This window comes from Paenibacillus elgii NBRC 100335 (assembly GCF_004000865.1).
Classification (GTDB): domain Bacteria; phylum Bacillota; class Bacilli; order Paenibacillales; family NBRC-103111; genus Paenibacillus_G; species Paenibacillus_G elgii.
The window spans coordinates 1-25,876 of sequence record NZ_BIMB01000074.1 but is presented as its reverse complement, the minus strand read 5'-3'; the positions used below and the strand labels follow the sequence as shown (position 1 = coordinate 25,876).

General features: G+C 55.3%; 31 protein-coding genes. 28 read left to right on the top strand and 3 right to left on the bottom strand.

Features of this window, described 5'->3' with window-relative positions; all coding sequences use genetic code 11:
- From PEL01S_RS34715 to PEL01S_RS31815, 13 genes are all read left to right on the top strand, one after another.
- A partial coding sequence (locus PEL01S_RS34715; RefSeq protein ID WP_164824352.1) for a hypothetical protein occupies positions 1-802 on the top strand: 802 nt, incomplete at its 5' end.
- 34 nt (positions 803-836) lie between these two features.
- A complete protein-coding gene (locus PEL01S_RS31850) occupies positions 837-1,751 on the top strand; it encodes a CpaB family protein (RefSeq protein WP_127463070.1) in 915 nt (304 codons plus the stop codon).
- Positions 1,748-2,995, top strand: a complete 1,248-nt coding sequence (locus PEL01S_RS31845; protein ID WP_127463069.1) for a CpaE/TadZ family protein — start codon at positions 1,748-1,750, stop codon at positions 2,993-2,995. The genes PEL01S_RS31850 and PEL01S_RS31845 overlap by 4 nt, the downstream gene beginning before the upstream one ends.
- A gap of 11 nt (positions 2,996-3,006) precedes the next feature.
- Positions 3,007-4,455 (top strand): ATPase, T2SS/T4P/T4SS family, encoded by a 1,449-nt coding sequence (locus PEL01S_RS31840; protein WP_239551380.1) that lies wholly within the window; start codon positions 3,007-3,009, stop codon positions 4,453-4,455.
- Positions 4,452-5,438, top strand: a complete 987-nt coding sequence (locus tag PEL01S_RS31835) for a type II secretion system F family protein (RefSeq protein ID WP_239551379.1) — start codon at positions 4,452-4,454, stop codon at positions 5,436-5,438. Before PEL01S_RS31840 ends, PEL01S_RS31835 begins: the two co-directional genes overlap by 4 nt.
- A gap of 76 nt (positions 5,439-5,514) precedes the next feature.
- A complete protein-coding gene (locus PEL01S_RS31830) occupies positions 5,515-6,441 on the top strand; it encodes a hypothetical protein (RefSeq protein WP_127463067.1) in 927 nt (308 codons plus the stop codon).
- A 23-nt stretch (positions 6,442-6,464) separates the two neighbouring features.
- Complete coding sequence (locus tag PEL01S_RS34710) at positions 6,465-6,605, top strand: hypothetical protein (RefSeq protein ID WP_164824351.1); 141 nt, start codon at positions 6,465-6,467, stop codon at positions 6,603-6,605.
- Positions 6,606-6,635: 30 nt separating this feature from the next.
- A complete protein-coding gene (locus PEL01S_RS34705) occupies positions 6,636-6,812 on the top strand; it encodes a hypothetical protein (RefSeq protein WP_164824350.1) in 177 nt (58 codons plus the stop codon).
- 28 nt (positions 6,813-6,840) lie between these two features.
- Positions 6,841-7,017 (top strand): hypothetical protein, encoded by a 177-nt coding sequence (locus PEL01S_RS34700; protein WP_010502154.1) that lies wholly within the window; start codon positions 6,841-6,843, stop codon positions 7,015-7,017.
- A 3-nt stretch (positions 7,018-7,020) separates the two neighbouring features.
- Complete coding sequence (locus PEL01S_RS34695; protein WP_164824349.1) at positions 7,021-7,182, top strand: hypothetical protein; 162 nt, start codon at positions 7,021-7,023, stop codon at positions 7,180-7,182.
- A gap of 13 nt (positions 7,183-7,195) precedes the next feature.
- Complete coding sequence (locus PEL01S_RS31825) at positions 7,196-7,663, top strand: hypothetical protein (RefSeq protein WP_255320184.1); 468 nt, start codon at positions 7,196-7,198, stop codon at positions 7,661-7,663.
- 40 nt (positions 7,664-7,703) lie between these two features.
- Entirely contained in the window at positions 7,704-8,285 is a 582-nt protein-coding gene (locus PEL01S_RS31820; protein WP_108534573.1) for a hypothetical protein, read from the top strand.
- Between the two features lie 104 nt (positions 8,286-8,389).
- On the top strand, positions 8,390-9,571 hold the full coding sequence (locus PEL01S_RS31815) for a M24 family metallopeptidase (RefSeq protein WP_127463066.1): 1,182 nt from the start codon (positions 8,390-8,392) through the stop codon (positions 9,569-9,571).
- On the opposite strand, the gene PEL01S_RS31810 is transcribed toward PEL01S_RS31815, so the two are convergent.
- Positions 9,558-10,073: a YfiT family bacillithiol transferase gene (locus tag PEL01S_RS31810; RefSeq protein WP_063180254.1), complete on the bottom strand. Its 516-nt coding sequence runs from the start codon at positions 10,071-10,073 to the stop codon at positions 9,558-9,560. The genes PEL01S_RS31815 and PEL01S_RS31810 overlap by 14 nt on opposite strands.
- A gap of 413 nt (positions 10,074-10,486) precedes the next feature.
- Here PEL01S_RS31810 and PEL01S_RS31805 point away from each other — a divergent pair, with 413 nt between their 5' ends.
- From PEL01S_RS31805 to PEL01S_RS31785, 5 genes are all read left to right on the top strand, one after another.
- The gene (locus PEL01S_RS31805) at positions 10,487-10,864 is read left to right on the top strand and encodes a hypothetical protein (RefSeq protein WP_010502168.1); all 378 of its coding nucleotides are present in this window, start codon (positions 10,487-10,489) and stop codon (positions 10,862-10,864) included.
- A 175-nt stretch (positions 10,865-11,039) separates the two neighbouring features.
- Positions 11,040-11,327 carry an Asp-tRNA(Asn)/Glu-tRNA(Gln) amidotransferase subunit GatC gene (gene gatC / locus PEL01S_RS31800; RefSeq protein ID WP_036684822.1) on the top strand — a complete coding sequence of 96 codons (288 nt, stop codon included), beginning with the start codon at positions 11,040-11,042 and terminating at the stop codon, positions 11,325-11,327.
- A gap of 42 nt (positions 11,328-11,369) precedes the next feature.
- Positions 11,370-12,827, top strand: coding sequence for an Asp-tRNA(Asn)/Glu-tRNA(Gln) amidotransferase subunit GatA (gene gatA / locus PEL01S_RS31795; RefSeq protein WP_063180256.1), 1,458 nt, complete (start codon positions 11,370-11,372; stop codon positions 12,825-12,827).
- 19 nt (positions 12,828-12,846) lie between these two features.
- Entirely contained in the window at positions 12,847-14,295 is a 1,449-nt protein-coding gene (gene gatB / locus PEL01S_RS31790) for an Asp-tRNA(Asn)/Glu-tRNA(Gln) amidotransferase subunit GatB (protein WP_127463065.1), read from the top strand.
- A 157-nt stretch (positions 14,296-14,452) separates the two neighbouring features.
- Positions 14,453-14,905, top strand: coding sequence for a GNAT family N-acetyltransferase (locus PEL01S_RS31785; protein ID WP_127463064.1), 453 nt, complete (start codon positions 14,453-14,455; stop codon positions 14,903-14,905).
- On the opposite strand, the gene PEL01S_RS31780 is transcribed toward PEL01S_RS31785, so the two are convergent.
- Positions 14,890-16,572 carry a hypothetical protein gene (locus PEL01S_RS31780; protein WP_127463063.1) on the bottom strand — a complete coding sequence of 561 codons (1,683 nt, stop codon included), beginning with the start codon at positions 16,570-16,572 and terminating at the stop codon, positions 14,890-14,892. The two genes, PEL01S_RS31785 and PEL01S_RS31780, sit on opposite strands and share 16 nt — an antisense overlap.
- 179 nt (positions 16,573-16,751) lie before the next feature.
- Between PEL01S_RS31780 and PEL01S_RS31775 the strand changes: the two genes are divergently transcribed.
- The 7 genes from PEL01S_RS31775 to PEL01S_RS31745 all read left to right on the top strand — a co-directional run bounded on the left by PEL01S_RS31775 (position 16,752) and on the right by PEL01S_RS31745 (position 22,839).
- Positions 16,752-17,447 carry an MgtC/SapB family protein gene (locus PEL01S_RS31775; protein WP_233455223.1) on the top strand — a complete coding sequence of 232 codons (696 nt, stop codon included), beginning with the start codon at positions 16,752-16,754 and terminating at the stop codon, positions 17,445-17,447.
- A gap of 96 nt (positions 17,448-17,543) precedes the next feature.
- Complete coding sequence (locus PEL01S_RS31770) at positions 17,544-18,137, top strand: RNA polymerase sigma factor (RefSeq protein ID WP_174807041.1); 594 nt, start codon at positions 17,544-17,546, stop codon at positions 18,135-18,137.
- Between the two features lie 82 nt (positions 18,138-18,219).
- Entirely contained in the window at positions 18,220-18,561 is a 342-nt protein-coding gene (locus PEL01S_RS31765; RefSeq protein ID WP_127463060.1) for a hypothetical protein, read from the top strand.
- 15 nt (positions 18,562-18,576) lie between these two features.
- Positions 18,577-19,212: a hypothetical protein gene (locus PEL01S_RS31760; RefSeq protein WP_063180286.1), complete on the top strand. Its 636-nt coding sequence runs from the start codon at positions 18,577-18,579 to the stop codon at positions 19,210-19,212.
- Positions 19,213-19,225: 13 nt separating this feature from the next.
- Positions 19,226-20,473 carry a DUF4097 family beta strand repeat-containing protein gene (locus PEL01S_RS31755; protein ID WP_063180288.1) on the top strand — a complete coding sequence of 416 codons (1,248 nt, stop codon included), beginning with the start codon at positions 19,226-19,228 and terminating at the stop codon, positions 20,471-20,473.
- A gap of 66 nt (positions 20,474-20,539) precedes the next feature.
- Positions 20,540-20,971 carry a peroxide-responsive transcriptional repressor PerR gene (gene perR / locus PEL01S_RS31750; protein WP_036684799.1) on the top strand — a complete coding sequence of 144 codons (432 nt, stop codon included), beginning with the start codon at positions 20,540-20,542 and terminating at the stop codon, positions 20,969-20,971.
- Between the two features lie 116 nt (positions 20,972-21,087).
- Positions 21,088-22,839 (top strand): glycosyl hydrolase family 18 protein, encoded by a 1,752-nt coding sequence (locus PEL01S_RS31745; RefSeq protein WP_127463059.1) that lies wholly within the window; start codon positions 21,088-21,090, stop codon positions 22,837-22,839.
- A gap of 89 nt (positions 22,840-22,928) precedes the next feature.
- Here PEL01S_RS31745 and PEL01S_RS31740 read toward each other — a convergent pair whose 3' ends face one another.
- On the bottom strand, positions 22,929-23,312 hold the full coding sequence (locus PEL01S_RS31740; protein WP_063180295.1) for a DUF2614 family zinc ribbon-containing protein: 384 nt from the start codon (positions 23,310-23,312) through the stop codon (positions 22,929-22,931).
- A 124-nt stretch (positions 23,313-23,436) separates the two neighbouring features.
- On the opposite strand from PEL01S_RS31740, the gene PEL01S_RS31735 reads away from it, so the two are divergent.
- The 3 genes from PEL01S_RS31735 (at position 23,437) to PEL01S_RS31730 (ending at position 25,578) form a co-directional block, all read left to right on the top strand.
- Positions 23,437-24,312, top strand: coding sequence for a nucleotidyltransferase-like protein (locus PEL01S_RS31735; RefSeq protein WP_127463058.1), 876 nt, complete (start codon positions 23,437-23,439; stop codon positions 24,310-24,312).
- Between the two features lie 261 nt (positions 24,313-24,573).
- On the top strand, positions 24,574-24,774 hold the full coding sequence (gene thiS, locus PEL01S_RS34995; protein ID WP_204343595.1) for a sulfur carrier protein ThiS: 201 nt from the start codon (positions 24,574-24,576) through the stop codon (positions 24,772-24,774).
- A 30-nt stretch (positions 24,775-24,804) separates the two neighbouring features.
- Positions 24,805-25,578, top strand: a complete 774-nt coding sequence (locus PEL01S_RS31730) for a thiazole synthase (protein ID WP_204343594.1) — start codon at positions 24,805-24,807, stop codon at positions 25,576-25,578.
- The last annotated feature ends 298 nt before the right edge of the window (positions 25,579-25,876 follow it).

Sequence of the window (25,876 nt, the reverse complement as noted above, 5' to 3'; positions counted from 1 at the left end):
GCTCGTGGTGGCGGTCGGCGCCCTGTACCCGGGCGCCGGGGCCACCTTCGCCGCGCTCGCGCTCGCGCGGCAGCTTCACGATCTCGGCGTCCCGCACGCCGTGATCGAGCCGCCTGCTCCGCAGGCGGAGCTGTCCGCGCTGCTGTTCGCGGACAAGAACGCGCCGCCGGCGTATCGCTGCTACAACGCGGCGGGGCAAGGCGGCCGCCCGGACGAGCGGCCCTGGGCGGACGGCCAAACGCTGTGGCTGCCCGCCGAAGAGCCCGCCCCTGGCGCGGGAGAACCGCAGCTTGACGCCGGAGGCTGGCTGAAGCTGTTTCACGCGGTCCGACGCCCGGTGTGCATCGTCGACGTCGGCGCGCAGTGGGAGCATCCCGCGGTGCGTGAGCTGCTCGAAACCGCGACGGACGTCGTCTACGCCGTCGACCCTTTCGCGCATAAGCTGGAGCTTCCCGCGACGCGCCGCTGCCTGCGGCAGCTCGAAGCTTGGCTGGCGCCAGGGAGGAGGCTGCACTGCTTCGCGGTGAAGGCGCTGAAGACGCCGCACACGGAAGCATGGCTGCGCTTGCTTCCGCAACGCCCCGCCTGCCTGCTGCCCGCGGTGGAGCTGGCGGCGCTGGCCGAGGCCGGCTGGCAAGGACGGCTGCCGCACGACATGCCGCCGGTCCGGGACGCGCTTCGCGAGGCGATGCTGCCGTGGCTCCGGCGGTGGCTGCCGGACGAAGTGATCCCCGCGCAGCGGGAGCGGAATCGTCTCGGTCCCGCGACCAAGCTGCTGCGGTTGTTCCAATCCAACAAATAACCCGTTTATCCAGAGAACAGAAGGAGGGAGCGGTTTGCAGAAAGCATGGATCGTCATCACGCTGGGCTGCGTGCTGATGGCGGGATCGATATACGGATATTGGCAGTTCATGAAGCATACCGAAATTCAAGTCCGCACCATGACGACGGTCAAACCGGTAAGGATGCTGCAAAGCGGGGAAGTCGTCGAGGCTTCCATGCTCCGCAAGGCGGTCATTCCGCTGGCGGCTCACAGCTCCGAAGCCGTAACGGACCTTGACGCGCTGATCGGCAAGACGGTGCTTGTGCCGATCGCGGACAGCGAGGAGCTGGTTTCGTGGAAATTGACCGACCGCAGCACGGTACCCCGTACGGGGGAGCGTTATTTCAGCTTCAAGACGGATGCGGCCGTCAACGTAAACAATATGGTTCGGCGGGGCGACCGCGTCGACGTGTGGGTCGAATTCGAGACGCCCAAGTTCGTCACGACCAGCTCCGGCGTTCTATGGAGCGTCGGAGCGGTCAAAATTATCGAGCAACTCCCGGTCACGGCGATCAAGACGGCCGAAGGGCTGGAGGTGACGGACGGAGCGACGATTGAAACGGTCGTTCAGCCGAATCAGATCCAATTGCAGAATGCCCGTTCCAAGCCGAACGGGAAGCCTGAGCTGAACACTTACATAATGAACGACGAGGTGTACGAGGCTTACGTGCTCGGCAGCATCGGCGGCAAGATTAAGCTGGCGTTGCCCGATCTGTCCGCGCCCGCCGCCGCCTCGGGAACAGTCACAGGATTGTTTCAGGAGCTTAAGGAAGCGGATTTGTTCAGCAAAACCAAGCCCCAGGCTCAAGTGAAGGGCGAGCTGAATCGAAGCCAAGTCAGCGGCAAGGAAAAGGAGCCCGCCGCTGCGCAGGGGAACGGCAGCGCTTCGCCAGGGCTCAAAGCAACGGAGGTGAAACCGGCATCATGAAGCTATTGTTCGCACACCCGCAGGCCGGCGCCGCTGACCTGCTGGGGACGCAATTAAGCCGTTCCGGCTCAGACTCGGACGGCATCGTGACGGTACAGCATCGCGACCGGTTGTTTGCCCGGCTGGAAGAACCGTTCGACGTTATTGCCGTCCATACCGGCCTGTTCTACGATTCGTATCCTTGGGATTGGATGCCGGAGATTCGGCGCAAGCAGCCTCAGGCCCGCGTCGTCGTAGCCCCGGACGAGGCCGTATACGATTCGTTCATGCTGGAAGCGTTGACGCGGCTGGCGGAGACGCTCGGTTTCGCCTTTTTGCCGCTGGGCGGAACGGAGCAGGAGACGTTCGAAGCGCTCGCCGCTTCCATCGAAGGACGCAGCTTCCTTAAAGCGGCGGGCGATAAGCGAAGCGGCATCGTGGTTGCCGTCTGGCCTGCGAGCAGCAAGGACGGGGCGACAACGGTCGCTGTCAATACCGCGCTTGCGCTGGCTTCGGCGAACCGGCTGCGCGTCGGGCTGATCGACGCGAATCTGCGCAACCCGGAAATTCGCTCGCAGTTGAATTTGACGGAGACGGACCGCAGCCAGTTCAAGCTGCGGCCGAAGCTGCAGACGCACACGCTGCAGCCGGAAGATCTGCTCGATTCGTGCATCACATATCGGAAGATGAACGGACTGCATATTTTGACCGGCTCGCCCCGTCGCGACACCGCGCTCGATATGACGCCGGAAATGATGGCGCATTTGCTGCAGACGGCCAGATCCGTATTCGACGTGACGCTGGTCGATCTGAACGCCTACCCGGATAACGCCGCGACGGTGTGTACCGTTCGCGGAGCCGACATCCGCTGGCTCGTCGCCCAGAACAATTATGCTTCCTACCGCACGAGTTGGCGCGAATGGTTCGACTGCTATTGGAAATATTGCGGCCTGACTCCGTCCGACGTCTCGCTGATCCTCAACCGTGCATCATCGGACGATAAGCCTGAACGGATCGCGGACGCGCTGCACATGTCTTTCGGTGCTTCCATTCCGAATGCGCCCGGCGGTCTCGGCATGAAAGCCGTGCATGAGGGAGTGCCCCTTTACTTGATGCCGAAGGCGGAGCCGTTTACGGAAGCGATCGACGGTCTGGCGGCATTGCTGACGAAGCGTGCGGAAGGAGACGTGCAGGGAGCGGAGCTTGCCCCGGGACGGCGGCATAAACCGGGATGGATCTCCAGATTGAGCGCCTTGTTCGGATAGGAGGGACGGACTTGTCATTACCGAGAGATCATCGAGCGGGAGGGCGGATGCGCCCGAGAACCCGTTTCGACGCCGGGCAATATTTGAAGGACCTGATGCAGGCGGACCAAGCGCGCGAGCGTATGTCGGTCTCGTGGTCGAGCCTGAACGCGGCCGGGCATAAAAAAGGAGTGCAGCGGATGCCGCTAGCCGATGCGGTGAAGCTGGTGTACGAGCATTTAACCGAACGTTCCAAGAAGGATCAGGCGCTATACGAAGATATTTTGCAAGCCGGGCTTGGCGAGCCGCTGGCGCAAGTGCGGATGAAAGCGGTCATCGATACGCTGCTGACCGAATACCGCATCGATATCGAACCGGACACGCTGACACCGCCGTTGACCCCAACGGAATGCGTATTTGCCGACACGTGCGGCGCGGGGTTGATCGAGGATTTGTACCGGTTGCCTGACGTGGAAGAGGTTCAGGTCATCGGCTGCGACGTCTTTCTGCTTCGCGGCGGAGAGATGATACGTCACGACCGCCGGTTCGCTTCGCTTGCCGACGTTTTGCTGCTGCAGGATCGTTTGGCGCTGTGCGGCAAAAAGCCGATCAACGAACGGCAGCCGTTCATCCAGTCCTATTTGTGGAACCGTTCGCGGCTCGTGATGACCCGGCCGCCTTATTCCGATGTCCCGAGCATTCATATCCGCAATTTCATCGTCAAAGACGTAACTCTTGAGCTGCTTGCCGATTTACATACATTGAACGAACCGATGGCGCGTCTCCTGCGCCTGCTGGTCCGCTACCATGCGAGCTTTTTGATCGGCGGAGGCACGGCGACCGGCAAGACGACGTTTTTGTTCGCGCTGGCGCAGGAAATTCCGGAGAACGAACGGATTCGGACGCTGGAGAAAGAATTCGAGGTCGCGCTCCGTGAGCGGCTGCGGGGGAACCGGAACATTTTGGCGGTCCGGGAAGTGGATGAGATCGGGCTGAGCATGGAGGAATCGTTCAAGCCATTGCTTGTGATGAGCCCGCATTGGGTGATCGTCGGTGAAGCGAAAGGCTCCGAGGTGTCCCAGATGGTGCAGGGCGCGCTGCGCGGCCACGACATGATAGGCACGATGCATACGAAGTACCGCGATTCGTTCATCAGCGACGTCGTCGATATGATCAAGCAGGACGGGCGGCAGCATGACCAGACCGATACCGTCAGACGCGTAGCCCGGGCGTTTAACCTTATTGTGTTTTTGCGGCTGGTGCGCATCGGCGGCAAGCCGGTTCGGGTAGCGACGGAAATTACGGAGCTTTCCGTGGATGAGCGGCAAACGGTACATATTCGTCCGCTCGTCGAATGGGATTTTCAGCGGCAGACGTGGAGGTTTACCGGTGAGCGGTTCAGCCGTTCGTTGATGGACCATCTCGTGGCAAACGGAGCCAATCCCGACGAGTTTCGGGAATTGGGGGTATGGGGAGCATGAGCGTATCTGCACAGCTAATGCAAGGCAGTCTGAAGGGCCTGCTCTTCGGCTGCTGGATCGTCGGGTCGCTTCTGCTGGTGCTGTGGCTATTGCGGATTACGGGAGCCGGAGCGGCTCGGCGCCGCCGCTTTAGGTCGCTTGGGGGCGATCCCGGACGCCGAACCTTGGGAGGCTCGCTTACCGGGCTTAAGCCTATTCGGCATCTGGCTGAGGAAATGGAAGTCGCCGAGCTCAAGATCGGGGTCGAGGTGATCGGCGCAGTCATGCTGCTGTTGGCGTTTGTCGGATTTTTCGGCTCGGATGCGGCTGTGCAGCTGATGCAGCAGCGTTTTGCCGTCGGTGCGGACCGGCTGCAGGGCTTTCACGTATGGGGGCTGAGTGGCGCCATCGCCTTTTTGCTCGGCTCGTTTCCTTATTTTTATGTCCGGTTTCGCGTTCAGCGCAAGCGGCACCGCATTGCGAACCGCATGATCATGCTTGTGCAGAACTTGATCGGCCATTACCGCCCCCGGCTGACGCTGGCCGAAGTGATCGTCAAAGCGTCGAAGACGATGCCGGACGAGGTCCAAAGTGAATGGAGGCGCTTGGAGCTCGCGCTTCATATGAAATCGGTCGATGAAGCGCTGTACGAGTTTGCGCGCCGAATTCAAAGCGAATGGGCCGACGATCTCGCGGATTTGCTGCTGATCGGTTCGCACTACGGCACTGACGTCACCGAATCGCTGCATCACTTGGTCGGCAAGATGCAGGCGGCCAAGCGGCATGAAGAGAATCGGCTTGCTATGATTACCGTTTACCGGCTCGGTACGACCTTTATGATCGGCTTCGCATTTTTCGTTGTCGGCTTCAACATTTATGCGGACGGAGCAAATTACCGCCATTATTTCGTCGATCCGGTCGGGAAGTCGCTGCTGATCGCTTCCAGCGCCGTCATGTTCATTTCGATGATCATGGTCATCAAGTCGGGACGCAAAGCGTTTTAAGCGAGCGATGGATTAGTCGATCGGCAAAACTGTTGCGGCGATGCAATATCCCACTTCCTGGAAAGGAGAATGCCCGATGACGGGAATGGTTTCAAACGGTTGGATGCTGGCCTTTCAGGCGCTGTTTGCCCTGTTGTTCATAGCAGGCAGCGCGCTGCTGTGGTTTCCGCTTCTCGGACGCATACGCTTCGGAAGGGCCAGCCGTTTGGCGATGATGCTGGAAACGCTGAAGCGGCGGGAGCATCGGATGCTTGTCATGGACCGGCAGGAGGAAGCGTTGAGTCCCAAGGCGCGCGCGTTTGCCGAGAAAGCCCGGCTGGCCGGTCTGCCTGCGGAATGGGGCTATCAGCGCTTTCGTCTGCTCCGTGCAGGGCTCGCTCTCATGATGCTGTTGGTCGGCTTTATGGCCCAAGCGGCGGCAAGCCCCGATTTGCTTGCGAATCCGGGGCTTGGCCCGTGGTTCGGATTGGGGCTGAAGCTGCTGCTTTGCACCGCTTTAGGCTGGTGGACCCCGCTATTGTTCGTCCATGCGGCGGCGGCGCAGAAGCGAACCGGATATCTGCTCGAAATCGCCAAGCTATCCCAGCGGCTGTCGATCTGTGTCAGCGAGAAGGCGGACATTCGGGAAATGCTGATTCGCGCCGGACGGCCGCTCAAGCTGTTGAAGCCGCATTTGCAGGAGCTGACGGTCATGTGGGGTAAAGATCAGCGGGCTGCCATTTGGCGCTTTAAGGAAGCGGTCGGCATCTCGGAGGTGTTCCCGCTCGTTAACGCTTTGGATGCGGTCTGCCAAGCCGATACGAACGAAATGGCCAAGGTGCTCAAGGAGCAGACCGCCAGCATCGAAGCGACGCTGACGGCGGATATTCAACGGAAACTGGAGAACGCGCCGATTTGGATCAGCTTCTATATCATGATTCCGTTCGCCGTTATCGTTCTGCTGTTTTTGTACCCATGGATTGTCACCATATCCGAACAGCTGATGACTAGCTTCGAAGGTTAGACGCAGGGAAAGGCGGGACACGGATGTCCAAAATCGTAATTGCCATGCTGATGGCGGTGCTGCTGGGGGGCGCTACGCTGTATGTGCTCGGCGCGCAGATCGTTCCGGCGGCCGGAACGGCGGGAACGAAGACGAACACGCAAATCAACCATGCGTTTCAATGAAACGATAACGATCGCAAAGGGGAGAGAGCCATGGGAAAGTTAGTCATTGCCTGCCTGTTGACCGTCCTGCTGGGCGGTGCGGCGATGTTCGTCGCAGGAACGAAGGTCGGCCCGGCAGTAGGGGATAAGGGAGGAAGGCTCAACACAAGCATCTCGGGAGCGCAGGTGGATGTACATAGCGGCTCCGTCAGTACGACCGCACCATAATCTAAACGACAGAAAAGGATGAGAGCCTGTGGGAAAACTGGTTATTGCCTGCTTATTGACGGTATTGCTCGGCGGAGCGGCTATGTTTGTAGCCGGATCGAAGGTTGGTCCTGCGGTAGGGGGCAAGGGAACGAAACTTTACGAGAGTGTGACCCAGGCAACGGTCAATCAAACAAGCGGTGAAGCTACCTTGAAGCAGCCTTGAGTCATGAGCAAACTAATTACGTTATGTTTGGCGGTCGTGCTCATTTTCGGTATTTCGATTTATATTTTTCAACCGACTGGCGGCGCCGGTCTGAAGCAGCAGGTTCGCAACGGTCATACGACGGTTACGAATCAGGTACGCAGCTTCGATTATGTCACAAATTGACGGTGATGGTGTAGTGAAAAGCAAAATCGCTGCTTTTCTGCAGGACGAGCAGGGAATGGCCAACGTCCTCGTAACGCTCTTCTTAATGCCCGTGCTGCTGTTTCTTTCGCTGGCGATCGTCCCGTTTTTCGTGTATACGATGAAGGCGGATCATTTGAATACGATTGCCAATCATGCGCTCAAGGAAATGGAAGCGGTCGGCTATTTAAGTCCGACGGTGGAGTCCAATATGAACGCCAGATTAGCCTCGCTCGGGATGGGGGACGTGACGGTAAACGGCATGGCTTATCCGTCCTATATGGGGAGCACTCGGAGCAAAGTGCTTCGCGATGCCGCCGACCCGACGGTGAAGCTCGTCCTCAAGTATCCTGCGCCGAATTTGAGCCGCATGCTGAACGCCATCGGGGGCGGAGGGAGCGCATCGGCCCAAGAAGGGTTCTATTATTTGGTGCTTTTCGGAAAAAGCGAAGCTTACGAATAACTCGAAGCAATGTTGCTGTTTTAAAAGGAGGGAGATACGTGTGCGGCGGGCATGGCAGTGTCGGTTGAGAGCGGAAGTGTATGGCTTGCTGAAGGATGAAAAGGGGAGCGCGCATTTGCTGCTCTTTGGCTTGCTCGGCATGATGACAGCCGCCTTTATTTGGGTCATTGCGTTCAATTGGATGATGCAGACGTACGGCATGAACAAAACCAAACCTCTGCTTGACCGTGCTGCGCATGCGGCCTCGTTGGATATCGTGGCGGAGGAGGCGGCGCTCGGCCGGCTCGTGTGGGACAGCAAGAAGGGGACGGATGATTTTAATCGGTATCTTCAGCTTAATCTGAAGCTGGACAGCGATCTGACGCCGGAAAAGGGCAGCCATCTTCGCGAAGCTCCCGTCGTGCATCATTTGGAATTTGTCACCAGCCCCGCGTATCCTTATGTGCTTCAGAGAACGGTTACCGTTCACACCGGCACTGCCAAGCAAACGACGCGCAGCGTTCAGGTGACGATTTATGGGCCATCCGTCGTTGCCATCGTCGAACTGAACCAGCCTTTGCTCGGTCTCTCCCGCAGCGAGCCGGTGGTGCTCAGCAGCGTTGCAAGCGTCCGATTCCGTTAACTCTCGCGGACTGAGGCCTTTTTCGTTCAAGCCTCTCTTTGCATTTTCCAGTTGCGGCAGGTAATGTAGAGATACAGTATTTCTGCAATTAGGAGGAGCTGAACATGAACGAATACGCACAACGCATCGGGCGCTTGCAGCAGAAGCTGCAGGCCCATCAGCTTGACGGTATGATGATTACGCAAAATGTGGACTTGTATTATTTGACCGGCTCTATGCAGACCGGTTATCTGCTCGTTCCGGCGGAAGGCGAGCCGCGCTTCTACGTTCGCCGGAGCGTCGCACGCGCACAGGAGGAATCCGCAGCCGCAGTAGAGCCGCTCGGTTCGTTCCGCGGTTTCGGCGCCCAATTGGCCCAGACGTTTCCGCAGCTTGCCTCCGGCTCCGCCGTGACGCTTGCCGCCGAATTCGACGTTCTGCCCGTACAGCAGTGGCAGCGGCTGCAAAGCGTGCTCCCGCATGTTGTGTGGAAGGACGGGTCCATGCTGATCCGCGAGACACGTATGATCAAATCGCCACGCGAGATCGCTTGTATCCGCGAAGCCGCACGAATCATCGATGGCGCCCTTGAGAATGCGCTTGCAGGGCTTAAGCCCGGCATGACCGAATTGGAGCTGATGAGCGCCGTCGAGCACTATATCCGGCTGCACGGACATATCGGGGTAATGCGTTTGCGCGGATATAATCAGGAAGTGCTTACGGGGGTGATCGGCGCAGGCGAAGCTGTTGCCAGGCCGACCTATTTTGACGGCCCCGCGGGCGGTCAAGGACTCGGTCCGGCTGTCCCGCAAAGCGCAAGCCGACGGCCGATTGAGCGGAACGAGCCGATCCTGATCGATATCGGATGCTGCATCGACGGATACGTGATCGACCAGACCCGGACGGCCGTGATCGGCGATTTGCCGGACGACCTGCGGCAGGCATATGACGTATCCGAAGCGATCATCCGCAGCGTCGAATCGATGCTGAAGCCCGGTACGCTGTGCGAGCAGCTCTACCTACATTCGCTTGTCATGGCCCAGGAAGCCGGGCTCGGCGACCATTATATGGGCTTCGGCGACGATCAGGTCAAATTTCTAGGTCACGGCATCGGCCTGGAGGTCGACGAGCTGCCTGTGCTTGCCAAAGGCTTCCGATATCCGTTGGAGCCAGGGATGGTTATTGCGATCGAACCGAAGTTCACCTTCCCCGGGCGAGGGGTTGTCGGGATCGAGAACAGCTACGCGGTGACGGACACCGGTTTCGAGAAGCTCACCGTATCGCGCGAAGGGCTCATCCAGTTATAAGGCGTATGTGCGCCAAATGGTGCCGGCCGTGCCAAGCGTACAGCCCAATATTTTGATCGAGCCGGATGATGCCGCTGTCCGGATGGCGAAATTCTCTTGCAAGCTCCTCATCTGAGAGTCCGCGCAGAAGCAATACCCATCGTTCGTGTAAGGCGTCCAACAGCGCAAGCGATAACGCAACCGGGGCTTGCCGGGTATCCGGCAGCTCCGCCCAGCGTTCCTCCCGGTACGGCTTAATGACGGGCACTTCCTCCGTCAATGCCAGCTTGAAGCGGATGAAGCTGTTCATATGGCTGTCCGCCATATGATGAACGACCTGCCTCACCGTCCATCCTCCCGGCCGGTACGGCGTATCGAGCTGTGTCTCACTGGCTCCTTGAACAGCCGCTCTCACCAGCTGCGGTAGCCGGGCAATATCATCGATCCAAGCCGCAATCGTCTCCGCATCCGGCTTTGCCGGAGCCTCGTACTGCCCGACCGGAAACCTCAAATGGTCTGTCATGAATCCCTCACACCTTTCCGCTAATTTGCTCCTTATTTTCAAACATATTAATAGTAGGGAAGCTATTTCCTTTTAATTACTTTAGCACAAAAAAGATAAAATTGAAGGCCAATCCCTTCCAATCCAGCCTAGCAATCTCTGTCTCTTTGATAGGTTGCCGGAACATCATCGTAGTCCTTCTGCCACTGACAAGCGGGATATTTTCGTTCGCACGGACGAGGCTTATCGCATTGCCTAACCCTCGAAAAGATGATAAAATTAATAGAATTCATCATAAACGCTCTGCGACCGTTGCAAGAGAGATTCATTGCGTCATACACCAATTCCTTACATGATGCATCTAGATTAAATTAAGACAGCAATCAGAGCATGAATCCAAGGCAAGGGCCGGTTGACCAAGAGGGGGAACGTCCATGCTGCGTCTGGGACAGAAGATCGTAATTATTGGCGACAGCTTCGAACAAAATTTGCCGATCGGCGAATATGGATATATTATCGCGTACGACCGTAATGCGGACAATGTGTTCGATTACGTGGTTCGGATTCCGAAAGTGAACAAGCATTACTTCGTACCGGGCGCCGATGTCGAGCTCGAAGAAGTGCTTATTCAGCAGGAAGTGGATCGGCTGGAACGAGAAGCGCTGATTGATTTTGCGCTTGCGACGAAGAACGAAGAACTGTTTCGCCGTGTAATGAATGGCGATACGGAAGAAGTCGTAGCGGAAACGAACAAAGAGGTGCAGTCCAAGGAAGATTTCATCAAGCAAGTCAATCTGAGGGCTTGGATTTGAGGCGTTCATTTAATAGAAACGTGATAGAGTTGACGCGAAAGAATCGGGTCACGACCTCGAAAGGGTCGCTGCCGATTCTTTTTCTTTTGGGCAAAATCACGCCGTTCCCAATTGAGTTCACCCCCTAACTCCGCTATAATAATAAGAATGATTGTCAGTAGAGTGAGGTGCAGGAATGAGCATAACCGTGAAGGATGTCGAACATGTGGCCGCTCTCGCCCGACTGGAGCTGAGTGACCGCGAGAAAGAACAGTTTACCGAGCAGTTGAACGCCATATTGAAATATGCCGGGCAGCTGGAGCAATTGAACACGGACGATGTCGAACCGACCAGCCACGCGATGCCGCTTGTCAATGTCATGCGCGAAGACGAGGTCAGACCGTCGCTGCCGATTGAGAAAGTGCTGCTTAACGCCCCGGATGAAGAAGATGGGCAGATCAAAGTGCCTGCCGTATTGGAATAAGTGTGGAATCTACCGAGGCGAACCTGAAGGGAGGACTTGTGCTTGTCTTTGTTTAATTTGCGCTTGCAGGAACTGCATAACAAGCTTCATGCGAAGGAAATCACCGTCTCCGATTTGGTGGACGAGTCGTATAAACGCATTGCCGCTGTCGACGGCAAAGTGAAGGCGTTTCTCACATTGGACGAAGAGAACGCCCGGGCGAAGGCGAAGGAGCTGGACGCCAAGGCAGGCGGTAACGATCCGCGCGGGCTGTTGTTCGGGCTGCCGATTGGCATCAAGGATAACATGGTGACCGAAGGTGTCACGACGACGTGCGCAAGCCAATTTTTGCGCAACTATAACCCGATTTATGACGGAACAGCGGTTCGGAAAATTAAAGAAGCGGATGCGGTCAGCATCGGCAAGCTGAATATGGACGAGTTCGCGATGGGCGGCTCCAACGAAAATTCCAGCTTCCATCCGACGCACAATCCGTGGAACCTTGAATACGTTCCGGGCGGCTCCAGCGGCGGCTCTGCGGCAGCGGTAGCGGCCGGCGAAGTATACTTCTCGCTCGGCTCCGACACCGGCGGTTCGATCCGCCAACCTGCGGCATACTGTGGCATTGTCGGTCTCAAACCGACTTACGGGCTCGTTTCCCGCTTCGGCTTGGTCGCGTTCGCGTCCTCGCTCGACCAGATCGGTCCGCTCACCAAAAACGTCGAAGATAGCGCTTATTTGCTTCAGGCGATTGCCGGGCACGATCCGCTCGATTCCACGTCGCTTAACACGGAAATCCCGGATTACGTCAGCGCCTTGACGGGCGATGTTCAAGGGCTGCGGATTGCCGTCCCGAAGGAATATTTGGGCGAAGGCATCGACCCGAAGGTGAAGGATGCCGTCCTGACCGCTTTGAAGGTGCTGGAAGGCCAAGGTGCGATCGTCGAAGAAGTATCGCTGCCGCATACGGAATACGCGGTTGCAACTTATTATTTGCTCGCTTCCTCCGAAGCGTCCTCCAACCTGGCGCGCTTCGACGGCGTACGTTACGGCGTGCGCGCGGACAATCCGAAAAATTTGCTTGATATGTATGTCCAATCCCGCAGCCAAGGGTTCGGCGACGAAGTGAAGCGCCGCATCATGCTCGGAACGTACGCGCTCAGCTCCGGTTATTACGACGCCTACTACTTGAAGGCGCAAAAGGTCCGTACGTTGATCAAGCGCGACTTCGAGCAGGTGTTCGAAAAATACGATGTGGTTATCGGACCGACGGCTCCGACGCCTGCTTTTAAAATCGGCGCGCAGTCGGACGACCCGCTGACCATGTATTTGAACGATATTTTGACGATTCCTGTCAGCCTTGCCGGCATTCCGGCCATCAACGTTCCTTGCGGATTTGCCGACGGACTTCCGATCGGATTGCAGATTATCGGCAAGGCGCTGGACGAATCGACGATTTTGCGCGTCGCTCACGCTTACGAGCAGCAAACCGACTTCCACAAGCAGCGTCCGCAGCTGTAATAGAAAGGAGCCACCTTTAGTGACAGCAGCAACCGACAAGAAATACGAGACGGTCATCGGGCTCGAAGTGCACGTTGAACTGCACACGAACTCCAAAATTTTCTGCGGCTGCTCCACCGCCTTCGGAGCTCCGCCGAACACCCATACATGTCCGATTTGTCTCGGACATCCCGGCGTGCTTCCCGTGCTGAACAAGCAAGCGGTGGAGTACGCGATGAAAGCGTCGATGGCGCTTAACTGCCAGATTGCAACGGAGAGCAAATTCGACCGCAAAAACTATTTTTACCCCGACTCCCCGAAGGCGTACCAAATTTCGCAGTACGACAAGCCGGTCGGCGAGCATGGCTGGATTGAAATCGAGGTCAACGGCGAAACGAAGCGCATCGGCATTACGCGCGTGCATTTGGAGGAAGATGCGGGCAAGCTGACGCACGTAGACGGAGGCCATGCCTCGCTCGTCGACTTCAACCGCGTCGGCACGCCGCTGATCGAGATCGTATCCGAGCCGGACCTCCGCTCCCCCGAGGAGGCGCGAGCGTATCTGGAGAAGCTGAAAGCGATTATGCAGTACTGCGACGTTTCCGACGTGAAGATGGAGGAAGGCTCGCTGCGCTGCGACGCGAACATCAGCTTGCGTCCTTACGGACAGAAGGAATTCGGCACCAAGGCCGAGCTGAAGAACATGAACTCGTTCCGTGGCGTACAGCGCGGACTGGAATACGAAGAATGGCGTCAGGCGGACGTGCTGGACAGCGGCGGCAAAGTCGTACAAGAAACGCGCCGTTGGGACGAAGCGCAGGGCAAGACGCTGACGATGCGGAGCAAGGAACAAGCGCACGACTACCGTTATTTTCCAGACCCGGACCTCGTGGCGCTGCACATCGACGACGCTTGGAAAGCGCGCGTCCGCGAATCGATTCCCGAGCTGCCGGACGCCCGCAAGAAGCGGTACGTCAGCGAATACGGCCTGCCGAGCTATGACGCGGAGGTCATCACGTCGTCGATTAAGCTGGCCGACTTTTTCGAGGAAAGCTTGAACTTCACCAAGGATGCCAAAGCCGTCGCTAACTGGATTATGGGCGATCTGCTCGGCTACTTGAACGCGAACAACCTGGAGCTGCAGGATGTCAAAGTGACCGGCAAAGGTCTCGGCGAAATGATCGGACTGATGGAGAAGGGGACGATCAGCAGCAAAATTGCCAAAACCGTCTTTAAAACGATGCTGGAAACGGGCAAAGCCCCGCAGACGATCGTTGAGGAGCAGGGGCTTGTGCAGATCAGCGACGAAGGCGCGATTTTGGCCGTGGTTGAGCATATCGTTGCGGGCAACCCGCAATCGGTGGCAGACTTCAAAGCGGGCAAAGAGAAAGCCGTCGGCTTCCTGGTCGGTCAAGTAATGAAAGAGACGAAGGGGAAAGCCAACCCCGGATTGGTGAACAAGTTGATTATCGAGGTCCTGAACCGCTAAGGCTTTCCATAGCTGGAAAAAGCGTCAGAGGCTGTCCCAAGGCGAACATTTGCCAGGGACAGCCTCTTTTGTTGTGAGACAACGTTTCGTTTGGTAAAATATAGGGTAATCTAAGTGCCTCCACTGTCAAATGAGGCTTGAAGGAGGCTGCACCCTCATGATCAGACCAATTGATTTAAGCGATCAGAACGCCGTGCTGGAGCTGCTGTCGCTTCAGCAGGTCGCATACCGTATCGAAGCGGAGCTTGTCGGCTTCGAAGAGATTCCGCCGCTGCTCGATTCGCCGCTTACGCTCCGGGAGTCGGGAGAAGCGTTTTTCGGCTGTTACATGGATGAGCGGCTTGTCGGTGCGGCGGCCTGCAAGCAATCGCCCAAGGAAATGACCGTTTGCCGGATGATGGTGCATCCCGACTGGTTCCGTCACGGGATTGCCAGCCGGCTGCTGGAGCATATCGAGCAGCATGTCCCGCCGGGAACGTTGATCAAAGTCGCTACGGGCACGAACAATACACCGGCCGTACGGCTTTACGAAAAGCACGGGTACGAGCCGGTGCAGGTCCAGTTGCTTGCGCTCGGCATTACGCTGACGCAATTTCAAAAAATCGTGTAGTCGTCAAAGACAACCGTCACGCCGTCGACCGTACGCTGTACAATGGTTTCACCGCGTACGGTCAGCTGCAAGCGGTGGCCACGGCGAGTCGTATAAGCAACCGACAAGGTCTCTTTTCCGTCTTCGAAGGCGGGTTGTTTATCCGAAGCGCCTGCAAGGGCACGCCAGTCTTCTAGCGTAAAGACACCGAACGCTTCCGCTTCCGCCGCCCTCATCGCTTCGACCACGACTGCGTTCCGCCCGTTAGAGAGCAGCGAGGCCGCGGACAGGCGGTCATTTTGTTCCTTCACGCTTAACGGCTGCAACAGATGGACCGCGGCGAACACCTGCCCGAGCTTTCCATAGGCGCTTCGTTCTTCGAAGTGCCATTCGCCTTTGGGCAGGCATCCGACCAACGTATCGACGGCCTCGGCGTCCGGCGGTACGTCCCAGACGGCGATGACCGTATCTTTATCCAGCAGCACCTGTCCGTAAGAGCTGGCGTGGCGGTCGTCGCCCGGCGTGTAATAGGCCCCAGGGTGGAAGAAGTACAGCTGATTTACGCCGAGCGCGGCCGTTTCCGTATCCAGGGGCAGCGAGACATCCCAGCGCAGCTGTTCGTTATCGAATTCGTCGCGCCGCTCCCAAATGCCCCCGAGGGCATAGTCGTTCGTCAAATAGGCATACGTATGAGCTTCGGACTCGACCGTCTCGTCGGCTCCGGCAAAACGGATTTTACGCTTGAGCTCGCAAGGCGCTTGGCGGTTCATGGCCGCCTCCCGGACAGCCTCCGATACTTCATAGCTGAAGAGCGCCGCTCCCTCCAGACGCGGAAACGCCGTCGGCGCCGGAAAATCGCCGAACTGGATATAGTCATGCGGCGTATTCGTATCCTTCGGCGCATCGTGCGGCCAGATCCGGGACTGCGGCCCGACCCAAGCGCCACGCAAATACGATTCCGCACGAAGTCCCCACAAATATTCGAGCAGTTCCTCAGCGACCTTATGCGCTTGTTCATCCTGGACGATTTCCCATACGCAAGTGAAAGCTTGAATCCAATGCCAATGCCAAGGGAGGCAGCCATACTCCTTGAATCCGAACGTATGTACGTGATTCAACAGACGGCGGGCGCACGTCGTTCCTTCCCGAAGCAGCGCCTCGTCGGCGAATACGTGCCCGAGCAGCAGCTTCAATGCGGTGTGCTTCGCTTCATGATGATGCATCGACGCCAGCGGATGGCGGTACACGCCGCTTTTGTAAATGTGCAGCAGAGCTGCTTGAAGCTCGCTATCCAGTTCAGCGGGCAGCGCGTGCCGCATCCTTTCGTGGAACAGGATCAGCAGACATCCCATCAGCTCGACCGGCAATACGTGCGGCTTCGCCACGGCCGGATCGGCTCCCAAATTTAACGGCCAATGCCCGTACATCGGGCTGTCCGGATTTTGATCCTGCAGCGCCAGAACTTGACGAAGCATCTGGACCGACAGGTCGGTCGCCGCTTTCCGAGTCTCTTCGCTCCAACCGGGAGCGCCTTCCGCTACATAGGCAAACAGATGGGAAGCAAAATAAAAATTGTCGCGCACATCTTTATGAAACCAGTAGCCGCTCTCCGACAGAGGCAGGGCAAGAGCCTGCTCGGCCGCAAGCCGGAGAACGAGACGTCTCCGCTCGTTCGTTTCCTTTTTCATGAAGCACCATTCCTCCAGTACTCGTCCCATGTTAATTTAAACGTTTCACTTCTTTAGTCTACCTGCAACTGTCCCGAAGTCAATGACTTTTCTGCGGAATATTTTTACCGGGCCTCCATCAGAAGAGCATGGCGTGTTACAATAGTCATCAATATCTTGTTGGTAAGGAGGCGGTTTGTTTGACACACGATCCATGGACGATCGATACGCTTCATATTACGCTCAGATTGGTATTGTCGCTGCTGTTCGGCGGCTTGATCGGGATCGAGAGGGAGCAGAGCAGCCATGCCGCCGGACTGCGCACGCACATGCTCGTGTGCCTCGGCTCCACGCTGGTTATGCTCTTATCCATGTACGGTTTTTCCGAATTTTCCAAGCTGGACAACGTGCGGTTGGACCCGGCCCGACTGGCGGCCCAGGTCATCAGCGGAATCGGATTTCTCGGCGCGGGGACCATTTTATATACAGGCAAATCGATCACCGGCCTTACGACGGCCGCTTCCCTATGGGTGGTGGCCGCTATCGGCCTTGCGACGGGGGCAGGCTTTTATTATGCGGCCGCATTGAGCTGCGTGTTTGCCTTGATCAGTTTGTTTGTGCTTAACTTGGTGGAGAAAAAATACCTCCGCGCCAAAAAGCTGCGTCATATTCAGCTCAAAGCGCTGGATACGCCGAGTTTGATCGGCAAAGTATCCGCTTTACTCGCCAACAAAGGCAGCGTAATCCAGAAGCTTTCCGTCGAAGAGATGCCTTCAGAAGAAGAGGACTTGATTCAAATCACCCTTACGCTGAGGCTTGCTAAAGGCGACAATGTCAGCCAAACTGTCGAAGATCTGATGCGGCTGGATGGCGTCCGTTCCGTTTCCTGCGATTAAAATAAAATTTTTTGAATGGTTTTGAAGGGGTTTGGGGGAGGGGCGGCGTCTAAGTTTTCAAGAGCGCAGATCAAGGCGGTGAGCAATGTGGAGAGCATGACGGATGAACAACTGGTCGACCTAATCCGTCAAGGTGATGAAGAAGCGTACCGGGTATTGATGGCACGTTATCAGGACTATATCTATACGCTGATTTATCGCATGACCTTACATCGCGAAACAGCCGAAGATTTGACTCAGGAAGTATTTATCAAGCTGTACCGTTCCCTCGCCAACTTTCGCGGCGACGCCAAGTTTAAAACCTGGCTTTATCGGATGACCGTCAATTTGGTCACCGACTACAGGCGTTCGCAGCGGCGCAAGCCGTACGAAGCGATTCTGGACAAAGTTAAGGGCTGGTTCGGAGATCGCCGGGAAGAGCCCGAGGCCCGCGCGCTGCAAAAGGAAGAGCAGGAAACGATGCAGCGGCTGCTTGCCGACCTGCCGGACAAATACCGGCTCATTCTGTATTTGTATCACTACAAACAGTTGTCGTATCAAGAAATTTCGGATGTGACCGGATTGCCGATGAAGACGATTGAAACGAGATTGTATCGCGGAAAATCGCTGCTTAAAGAAAAATGGCTGGAGGTGCGGGGACATGACCATCATGCATCCAAAAGATCAAGAGCTGCTACGCTATCTGAATAAAAGTTGCTCTGAATTGGAATACCATCGGATTGCACGTCACATGAAGGCTTGCGCTCCATGCCGCGGGAGGCTGTCCGACTTTTTGGACGTCGAACTGATGTTGGATCAGCTTGCCGTTGAACAGGCGCCTGCGGAATTGACGGACCGCGTCATGTCCGCTTTGCGTTCATCGGACCGGCCGTTGCCGGTTCGCCCGGCGCTCGAGGCGCAAGCTTCCTCGCCCCGGCGCAAATGGATGCCTTATTGGCGTACCGAGCTGCTTCACGGGATGGTCGCCATGGCTGCTACGTTCCTGTTTATCATTTCCGGCGTATTCGGGAAGCTGACGTCTCTGGACCCGAACCAGTGGGAGGCCGATGTTCGTACCGGCGCCCTTCAATTGTTCCACGTCGTCGAATCGGTATCGCGCCAATTGTTGTCATAAGGAGGGAATCTACAAATGCAGGACCAACCGAAAGGCCCGCATGTTCATCGTGAGGATCGGGAAGACGAGTTTTTGCGGGAGCGAATGGAGCGGTGGGGGCAGTCCCCAAAACCGCCGTTCGATCCTTTTTTCAGACCGAAGCCCCATAAGAGCAAATGGTTGGCGGGGTTATTGTCGTTTTTTATTCCGGGCACCGGACAATTATATTTGGGTTTGATGCAGCGGGGCCTGGGGATCATGCTGCTGTTTATAATGAATATTGTCGCCATTGTGTATTTCGCTACCAATGGAGCGGAAAGCATTCCACTGATCGTTTTGTTTTCGCTGCTTATGCCCGTCACTTACTTCTACAATATCTTCGATGCGCTGCAGCAGACGGATCGGGTTAACGGGTATGGACATCCGGCTTATTTTGACGAGCCCCGGACGGAAGGGGATTCTCCGTTTGCGTCCGAGAAGCCGACGCGCAAATTGCGCCAAGGGAACATATTCGGCTACGCGCTTATCGCGGCGGGCGCGCTGTTGTTTCTGGCCGGAGGCAAGCCGCAGTGGCTCGAACGCGTATTTGATTTTGTCGGGTCGTCGTTTGGCGCCGTTATTTTGATTGCCATCGGGGTTTTCATGTTCTATAAAGAATCCAGGAAAAAATAAGGAGAGAATTCGCATGCATAAGGCAGGCCGTTACACGGCGGCAATTTTGCTCGTATGTGTCGGCGGCGCCGTAATCGCTGACAAGACGACGGGCACTCACCTCACTGCGATGCTGGCGGATTGGTGGCCGCTGTTGTTTATTTTGCTCGGAATTGAATATATTTTGTTCAATATCAAGTTTAGAAACAGCGATCGTCAATTGAAGCTCGACATCGGCGGGATTATTTTCGCGGTGCTTATCGCCGCCATCGTCATTGTCAGTACCCAGAGCGGCGAGCTTCTGAAAAAATTCAGCGGCTGGACCGTCAACGGGACGATCGATATGATGGCCGAGGGAAAGAAATTCGATAAAGGCATTACCGCCATCGAGCTACCTGCTCCCGTCGACAACGTGAAGCTGGACAATGAAAATGGTAACGTTGTTCTTAAGTCCGGGTCGGTCGACCAGCTTCAAGTCGATGTCAAGGTGTACGTTAAAGGTGTCAGTGATGACGATGCGCAAGCGCTCGCGAACGAATCCAAGCTGGAACACAGCGTAAGCGGCAATACGCTCAAAATCCAGGCTGTCGCCAAAGAATACGAAGGTGTCGGCGCTCTGTTCGGAAACCGCAAGCCGCGGATGGATCTGGTCGTCACGCTGCCTGCGGAGCATAAAGTCAATGTGGAGCTGCAGATGCGCAATGGCAATATCGACGCATCCGGACTGCCGATTAAGCAGCGTCTCTACGGGCATACGACGAATGGGGGAATCCGTCTAGAGAATTTGCAGGGCGAGTTGGATTTGGAGACCACCAACGGCAAAGTTCAATCGGAACGCACGGTAGGGCCGATGACGCTCAAAACTACCAACGGACAAATGCAGGTGAAGGATCATCAAGGGAATACGACGCTGAAATCGACCAATGGGCAGCTGAACATCACCAATGTGACAGGGGAACTGCAGGCGGAAACGAGCAACGGCAGCGTCGTCGCTCAGGGGACGTTTAAAGGCGTAAAATTAAAATCAACCAATGGGTCCGTCGAAGTGAGCAGCACAGTTGTCGACGGCGACTGGGACGTGCAGACGGACAACGGCAAGGTGGAGGTCAAGCTTCCGCAAAAAGGCGACTATCAGATTGACGGCGAAGGAGAAGAGGGACATATCAAAACCGATCTGCCTTTGTCTGTCCAAGAGGATAGCGTCAAAGGCACAGTCGGAAGCGGCAAATACACGATTAAGCTGCATACCAACAGCAAGCTCGTCATACAGGGGTCCAATTGACAATTTGCTGAAAATCCGGGTAAAATAAAGTGATACACTCTTTTTCCGGATTAGGCGGTGAACACGATGAACCATTCATTGGAGCAGGCACTTAATAAACTCAAAACGATGGGCATTCGGATGACTCCGCAACGGCATGCCATTTTATCTTATTTGATCAATACAATGTCTCATCCGACGGCGGATGAAATTTATAAAGCGTTGTCGCCGCTTTTTCCTAGCATGAGCGTGGCAACGGTATACAATAACCTTAAGGTATTTATCGAAAGCGGATTGGTACGGGAGATGACCTATGGCGACCATTCCAGCCGCTTTGACGCGGATTTGTCCGATCACTATCATGCGCTTTGCGAGGAATGCGGTAAGCTGGTCGACTTCGCTTACAAGCCGCTGGACGACCTGGAGCAGGCTGCCGGCGAAATGACCGGATTCCAGGTAAAAAGCCACCGGGTGGAAGTTTACGGCATCTGTTCAGACTGTGCCAAGCAGACGACATGATAGATTGGTAGAATTAAGGTATAATGGACGTGTCTGGATTCCCGCGGCTGCGGGTCGACGCGTCCTTTTTTTCTTTATTCATCAGCTTTGCCTCATCATGTGACGGGAGTGAAACCATGGAACCGACGTTCGAAGCGGGAGGCGGGTCGCGCCGCAAAAAAAGAAAAAAGACGACCTTTGTCCTGTTGTTTTTTGCCATCCTATGCGGTCTTATGCTAGGCGCTTACTTATGGGTCAAGTATGTCCCGAATTGGCAGCATGAACAACCCGATTTTGGCGGTAATCCCAAACCGATCTTCTACGAAGGCGGTATGCTGGATCAGCCCGCCGTCGGGCAGAAGGAAAGCTTGAAGCTTCCGTTCGACATTGTGAAGGAACGGATCGATCCGACGCTGGTCTATGAGAAAGCGAGCGAATCGACGATCATTACGACGCAAAACAAAGTGATCCGGCTTCGAACCAGCCAGTTGACCGGGATGATCAACGAAAAGCCGTTTACGCTCAAATTTCCGCTCGAAAAGTCGAACGGGATATTGTACCTGCCGATCGATCCGCTGAAAGATTTATACAAGGTCGATCTGCGGGAATCGCCGGATACGGGAGCCGTTTTGCTGTTTAAGGAAGGCGAGACGATTCACTGGTATAAAACGATCACGATTCCGGATAAGCCTGACAAGACGATTGCCATGCGGCGGGACCCGACAATCAAAGCTCCGATTCATGCCGATTTGAAGCAGGGAGAGAGCTTGATCGTATGGGGCGAGGAAGGCGAATGGTATCGGGTTCAGCAGACGAACGGCTATATGGGATATGTCCGCAAGGATCAGCTTGCTGCCGACCGGGACGAAGTGATCCCGAAGAAAGAACCGGAGCCTCCGTTCGTGGCTAAAAAGCCTATCAGCGGCAAAATCAATATGACTTGGGAGCAGGTCGTGACGAAAAATCCGGACACCAGCAAAATTCCCGACATGCCGGGACTGGATGTGGTCAGTCCGACGTGGTTTCATTTGGAGGACGGCGAGGGCAACCTAAAAAACTTGGCCGATCCTGCCTATGTCAAATGGGCCCACGACAGAGGATACCAGGTCTGGGGGCTTTTCAGCAACGGCTTCGAGCAGAAGCGGACGACCCAAGCGCTTTCCTCTTATGACAAACGAATGAAGATGATCAAGCAGCTGCTTGCCTTTGCTCAGATGTATTCACTGCAAGGAATCAACATCGACTTCGAAAACGTCAATTTAAAGGACAAGCAGAACCTGGTTCAATTCGTCCGGGAAATGGCGCCGCTCATGCATGAGCAAGGCCTCGTCGTTTCCATGGATGTCACCGCCAAATCGAGCAGCGAAGCGTGGTCCATGTTTTATGACCGGAAAACGCTGATCCAGTCGCTCGACTATATGATGCTGATGGCTTATGACGAGCATTGGGCGAGCAGTCCGAAGGCGGGTTCCGTCGCTTCGCTGCCATGGGTGGAGAAGTCGATTTCCGACCTGCTGAAAGAAGAGCAGATTCCGCCGTCCAAGCTGATTCTCAGCATTCCTTTCTATACGCGGGTATGGACCGAAACGAAAAAGAACGGCAAAACCGATGTAAGCTCGAGAGCCGTGTTCATGGACATGCCGCAGCGCATCATCAAGGAGAAAAAGCTTACCCCCGTATTGTCCCCGGAAACGGGACAAAATTACATCGAGTATACGGAAGACGGCAAGCTCAACAAAATTTGGATCGAAGACGAGACGTCGGTAAAAGCGCGCATCGAACTTGTGAAAAAGTACGATTTGGCCGGCGTCGCATCGTGGCGGAGAGGCTTCGAGAACCCCGAGGCGTGGAGCTGGATCAGTACGTCGTTGGAAGCTCCGAAAAAATAACGATCAACAGCAAAATAAACCGGCTCGCCTCATCGAACGATAAGGGCGAAGCCGGTTTATTTATGTATCCAAAATAAGTCGGGGGCCGGTTACGGTGATGTCGTTTCGCCGGCTGGATGCGTCGGGTTTGCTCCCGAATCGGCAGCCGGAGCATATTTCGGATCGAGTGTCAGAATCGTTTTGCAGAACATGCAGCGGTCTGTTTTCCCAAGCATCTTGGTCGGCTTTCCGCACTCTGGACATTCGATCACTGTAGCGCTGGTCGACATCATGCCCGCGGCAAAATAAATTCCCATGCTCACCAGCATGGCAATGGCCCCGATGACCATACATACCGCAGCAATCATACGGCCGGCGGCTCCCCATTCGAAGACGATTCCGGCAAGCCCGAGAATCATCAGAAGCATTCCGCCCATAGTCAGCAGGAGCCCCCACAGCCGGAATTCATTTACTTTACTTGACTTGAATTTCATGTCTTTCACTTCTTTCTCGTAAGAATTGTGAGTGTCGTCACAAAAGAATGCAGGAAACGGCGGCTTCATGTAGAAATAATTATTCATGAAGAACGCATGTGGCTATCGTCAGGAGGCTTTCGCGATGGATTCCTTAAAAGCATATTGGGTAGAAAGGCTCCGTCAAGACGAGTCCGTTATCAGCGTAGCGGCCGTCGGCAATCCTTCTTTGTTCTCGGCTGTCACGGACGGATTCGACATTGTGCTTCTGGTTGTCAGCAGCAATAACGAACGTGCTCATCAACAAGTTCATTATATAAAAGACAACCGCCGTATACAAGAAAGATGGATAAGCCCGGATACTCTGGATGAACTGATTTTGCGCGGCGAGTATCGCAATGTTATTTATTGGATCTTAAAAGGGGAGATACTTTTGGATCGGGATATGTATTTGGAGACCCTGCGGCATAAAGTGCTTGAGTTCCCGCTACCGCTGAGAGAACACAAGCTGCTGATCGAGTTCTCCAAATTTTTGCGCTGCTATTCGCAAAGTAAAGAATACATCTTAGACGAGCATTTGCTCGATGCATACAACAATATATTGGAGGCTTTGCACCATTGGGCGCGAATCGTCATTATCGAGTCCGGCAATCATCCGGAGGTAACGGTTTGGCGGCAGGTGAAGACGATCAATCCCGGGGTGTACAAGCTGTACGAGGAGCTGACGTTAAGTAAAGAGACGTTAAAACAACGCGTTCAACTGGTGCTGCTGGCCAGCGAATTTTCCGTCATGTCCAAGATGGAGCGCTGCTGCAGGCCGCTGATCGAACTGCTTGCCAGCCGCGAGGAAGCGTGGAGCCTTCAGGAGTTGCAGCAGCGGCCTGAGCTGGAGGACATCAAAGCGGATCTTCCGCTGCTCTTGAATAAGCTGGTCAAAAAATCGTTGGCTAAAGAAATCGTCTTTACCTATGACCCGGAGTTATCTGTGCTGGAGATGCGGTATAAGGATGTCAAAAGCTGACTGTTGTGTTATAATGAATTGGACAATCAAATAGCCACTAGGGGAGCTCCGACTTGCGGGGCTGAGAAAAAGAAGCGTGTTCTTTGACCCTTGGAACCTGTTATGAAGTCTGCGTACAGCAGGCATCACTGGATTATACCAGCGTAGGGAAGTGGACGAATGCCAGTAAACTGCATATGAAGTATGCAGACAACATTCGGTCGGCCCGCCTGCGGGTCGGCTTTTTTGCTTTTATCGGCAAAACGGCTGGAGGTGATAAGGATGCGACTGACCGTAAACGGGGAGCTGAGGGAAGTGGAGAACGCGGCTACCGTAGCCGAACTGCTCTCGGCGTTCAAACTGGACCATAAAATTTTGGTTGTCGAATTAAACCGGGAAATTATTGACCGTACCCGGTATGAGGAAGCTTGCCTGAACGATGGAGACCAGATCGAAATCGTTCATTTTGTCGGCGGCGGCTAAATAAAACTATCGTTGGAGGGGCTAACCACCATGAGCGACACGTTAAAAATCGGACCTTACGAATTTCAATCCCGGCTGCTGCTTGGGACAGGGAAGTTTTCGGATTTAAAGATTCAAGATCAGGCCGTTCAAGCTTCGGATGCGGAAGTATTGACTTTTGCCATCCGCCGTCTGCCGATCGACAACCCAGATGCGCCTAACTTTTTGGAAACGGTAGATTTGAAAAAATTCACGCTGCTTCCTAACACGGCCGGCGCCTATACCGTAGAGGAAGCTGTGCGCATTGCGCGTCTGGCCAAAGCTTCCGGGCTTTGCGATATGATCAAAGTAGAAGTGATCGGAGATTCGAAAACACTGCTTCCCGATCCGGTAGGAACGCTGGAGGCGACGAAAATCTTAGTAGAGGAAGGCTTTATCGTATTGCCTTATACTTCGGATGATCCGATATTAGCCCGCAAGCTGCAGGAAGCGGGAGCCGCGGCCGTCATGCCTGGAGCATCGCCGATCGGTTCCGGTCAAGGAATCGTTAACCCGAACAATTTGCGATTTATTATCGAGGAAGCGAAAGTTCCGATTATCGTCGATGCAGGCATTGGCGGTCCTGCGGATGCTGCCTTAGCTATGGAGCTTGGTGCGGATGGCGTGCTGTTGAACACGGCTGTTGCCGGCGCGAAGGACCCCGTTCTGATGGCCGAAGCGTTCAAGCTGGCCGTGATCGCAGGACGCAAAGGCTTCTTGGCGGGCCGTATCCCCAAGAAGCGCTATGCGTCTGCCAGCAGCCCCGTCGAAGGCATGATAGAGTAGTAGAGTACACTTTTCTTCCGGTTGCTTTCGAGCGGCCGGATATTTTATTTATTTTAAGGGTTGACTTTCGAACTTAAGATATGTTAAATTAATTCTCGCCGCTAAAAACGGCTGCCTTTTAAAAAACTTGATCAAGCTGCTTCAAAAAAAATGTTTTAAAAAAAAGCTTGCATTAAGATGGGCAAATGTGATATATTATAAAAGTCGCCGCTAAACGAGGTGACAACAACCGACAAAGCTTGAAATGCTTGACAGTACGGGTTTTGTTGGAGGAATTGCCCTTTGAAAACTGAACATC

Excerpts from the sequence above, each read along its gene's own strand:
- PEL01S_RS31845 (WP_127463069.1), top strand. The coding sequence starts at position 1,748 with ATGAAGCTATTGTTCGCACACCCGCAGGCCGGCGCCGCTGACCTGCTG.
- PEL01S_RS31835 (WP_239551379.1), top strand. The coding sequence starts at position 4,452 with ATGAGCGTATCTGCACAGCTAATGCAAGGCAGTCTGAAGGGCCTGCTC.
- PEL01S_RS31830 (WP_127463067.1), top strand. The coding sequence starts at position 5,515 with ATGACGGGAATGGTTTCAAACGGTTGGATGCTGGCCTTTCAGGCGCTG.
- PEL01S_RS34710 (WP_164824351.1), top strand. The coding sequence starts at position 6,465 with ATGTCCAAAATCGTAATTGCCATGCTGATGGCGGTGCTGCTGGGGGGC.
- PEL01S_RS34705 (WP_164824350.1), top strand. The coding sequence starts at position 6,636 with ATGGGAAAGTTAGTCATTGCCTGCCTGTTGACCGTCCTGCTGGGCGGT.
- PEL01S_RS34695 (WP_164824349.1), top strand. The coding sequence starts at position 7,021 with ATGAGCAAACTAATTACGTTATGTTTGGCGGTCGTGCTCATTTTCGGT.
- PEL01S_RS31815 (WP_127463066.1), top strand. The coding sequence starts at position 8,390 with ATGAACGAATACGCACAACGCATCGGGCGCTTGCAGCAGAAGCTGCAG.
- PEL01S_RS31810 (WP_063180254.1), bottom strand. The coding sequence starts at position 10,073 with ATGACAGACCATTTGAGGTTTCCGGTCGGGCAGTACGAGGCTCCGGCA.
- PEL01S_RS31805 (WP_010502168.1), top strand. The coding sequence starts at position 10,487 with ATGCTGCGTCTGGGACAGAAGATCGTAATTATTGGCGACAGCTTCGAA.
- gatC (WP_036684822.1), top strand. The coding sequence starts at position 11,040 with ATGAGCATAACCGTGAAGGATGTCGAACATGTGGCCGCTCTCGCCCGA.
- PEL01S_RS31785 (WP_127463064.1), top strand. The coding sequence starts at position 14,453 with ATGATCAGACCAATTGATTTAAGCGATCAGAACGCCGTGCTGGAGCTG.
- PEL01S_RS31780 (WP_127463063.1), bottom strand. The coding sequence starts at position 16,572 with ATGAAAAAGGAAACGAACGAGCGGAGACGTCTCGTTCTCCGGCTTGCG.
- PEL01S_RS31770 (WP_174807041.1), top strand. The coding sequence starts at position 17,544 with ATGACGGATGAACAACTGGTCGACCTAATCCGTCAAGGTGATGAAGAA.
- PEL01S_RS31760 (WP_063180286.1), top strand. The coding sequence starts at position 18,577 with ATGCAGGACCAACCGAAAGGCCCGCATGTTCATCGTGAGGATCGGGAA.
- PEL01S_RS31755 (WP_063180288.1), top strand. The coding sequence starts at position 19,226 with ATGCATAAGGCAGGCCGTTACACGGCGGCAATTTTGCTCGTATGTGTC.
- perR (WP_036684799.1), top strand. The coding sequence starts at position 20,540 with ATGAACCATTCATTGGAGCAGGCACTTAATAAACTCAAAACGATGGGC.
- PEL01S_RS31745 (WP_127463059.1), top strand. The coding sequence starts at position 21,088 with ATGGAACCGACGTTCGAAGCGGGAGGCGGGTCGCGCCGCAAAAAAAGA.
- PEL01S_RS31740 (WP_063180295.1), bottom strand. The coding sequence starts at position 23,312 with ATGAAATTCAAGTCAAGTAAAGTAAATGAATTCCGGCTGTGGGGGCTC.
- PEL01S_RS31735 (WP_127463058.1), top strand. The coding sequence starts at position 23,437 with ATGGATTCCTTAAAAGCATATTGGGTAGAAAGGCTCCGTCAAGACGAG.
- thiS (WP_204343595.1), top strand. The coding sequence starts at position 24,574 with ATGCGACTGACCGTAAACGGGGAGCTGAGGGAAGTGGAGAACGCGGCT.
- PEL01S_RS31730 (WP_204343594.1), top strand. The coding sequence starts at position 24,805 with ATGAGCGACACGTTAAAAATCGGACCTTACGAATTTCAATCCCGGCTG.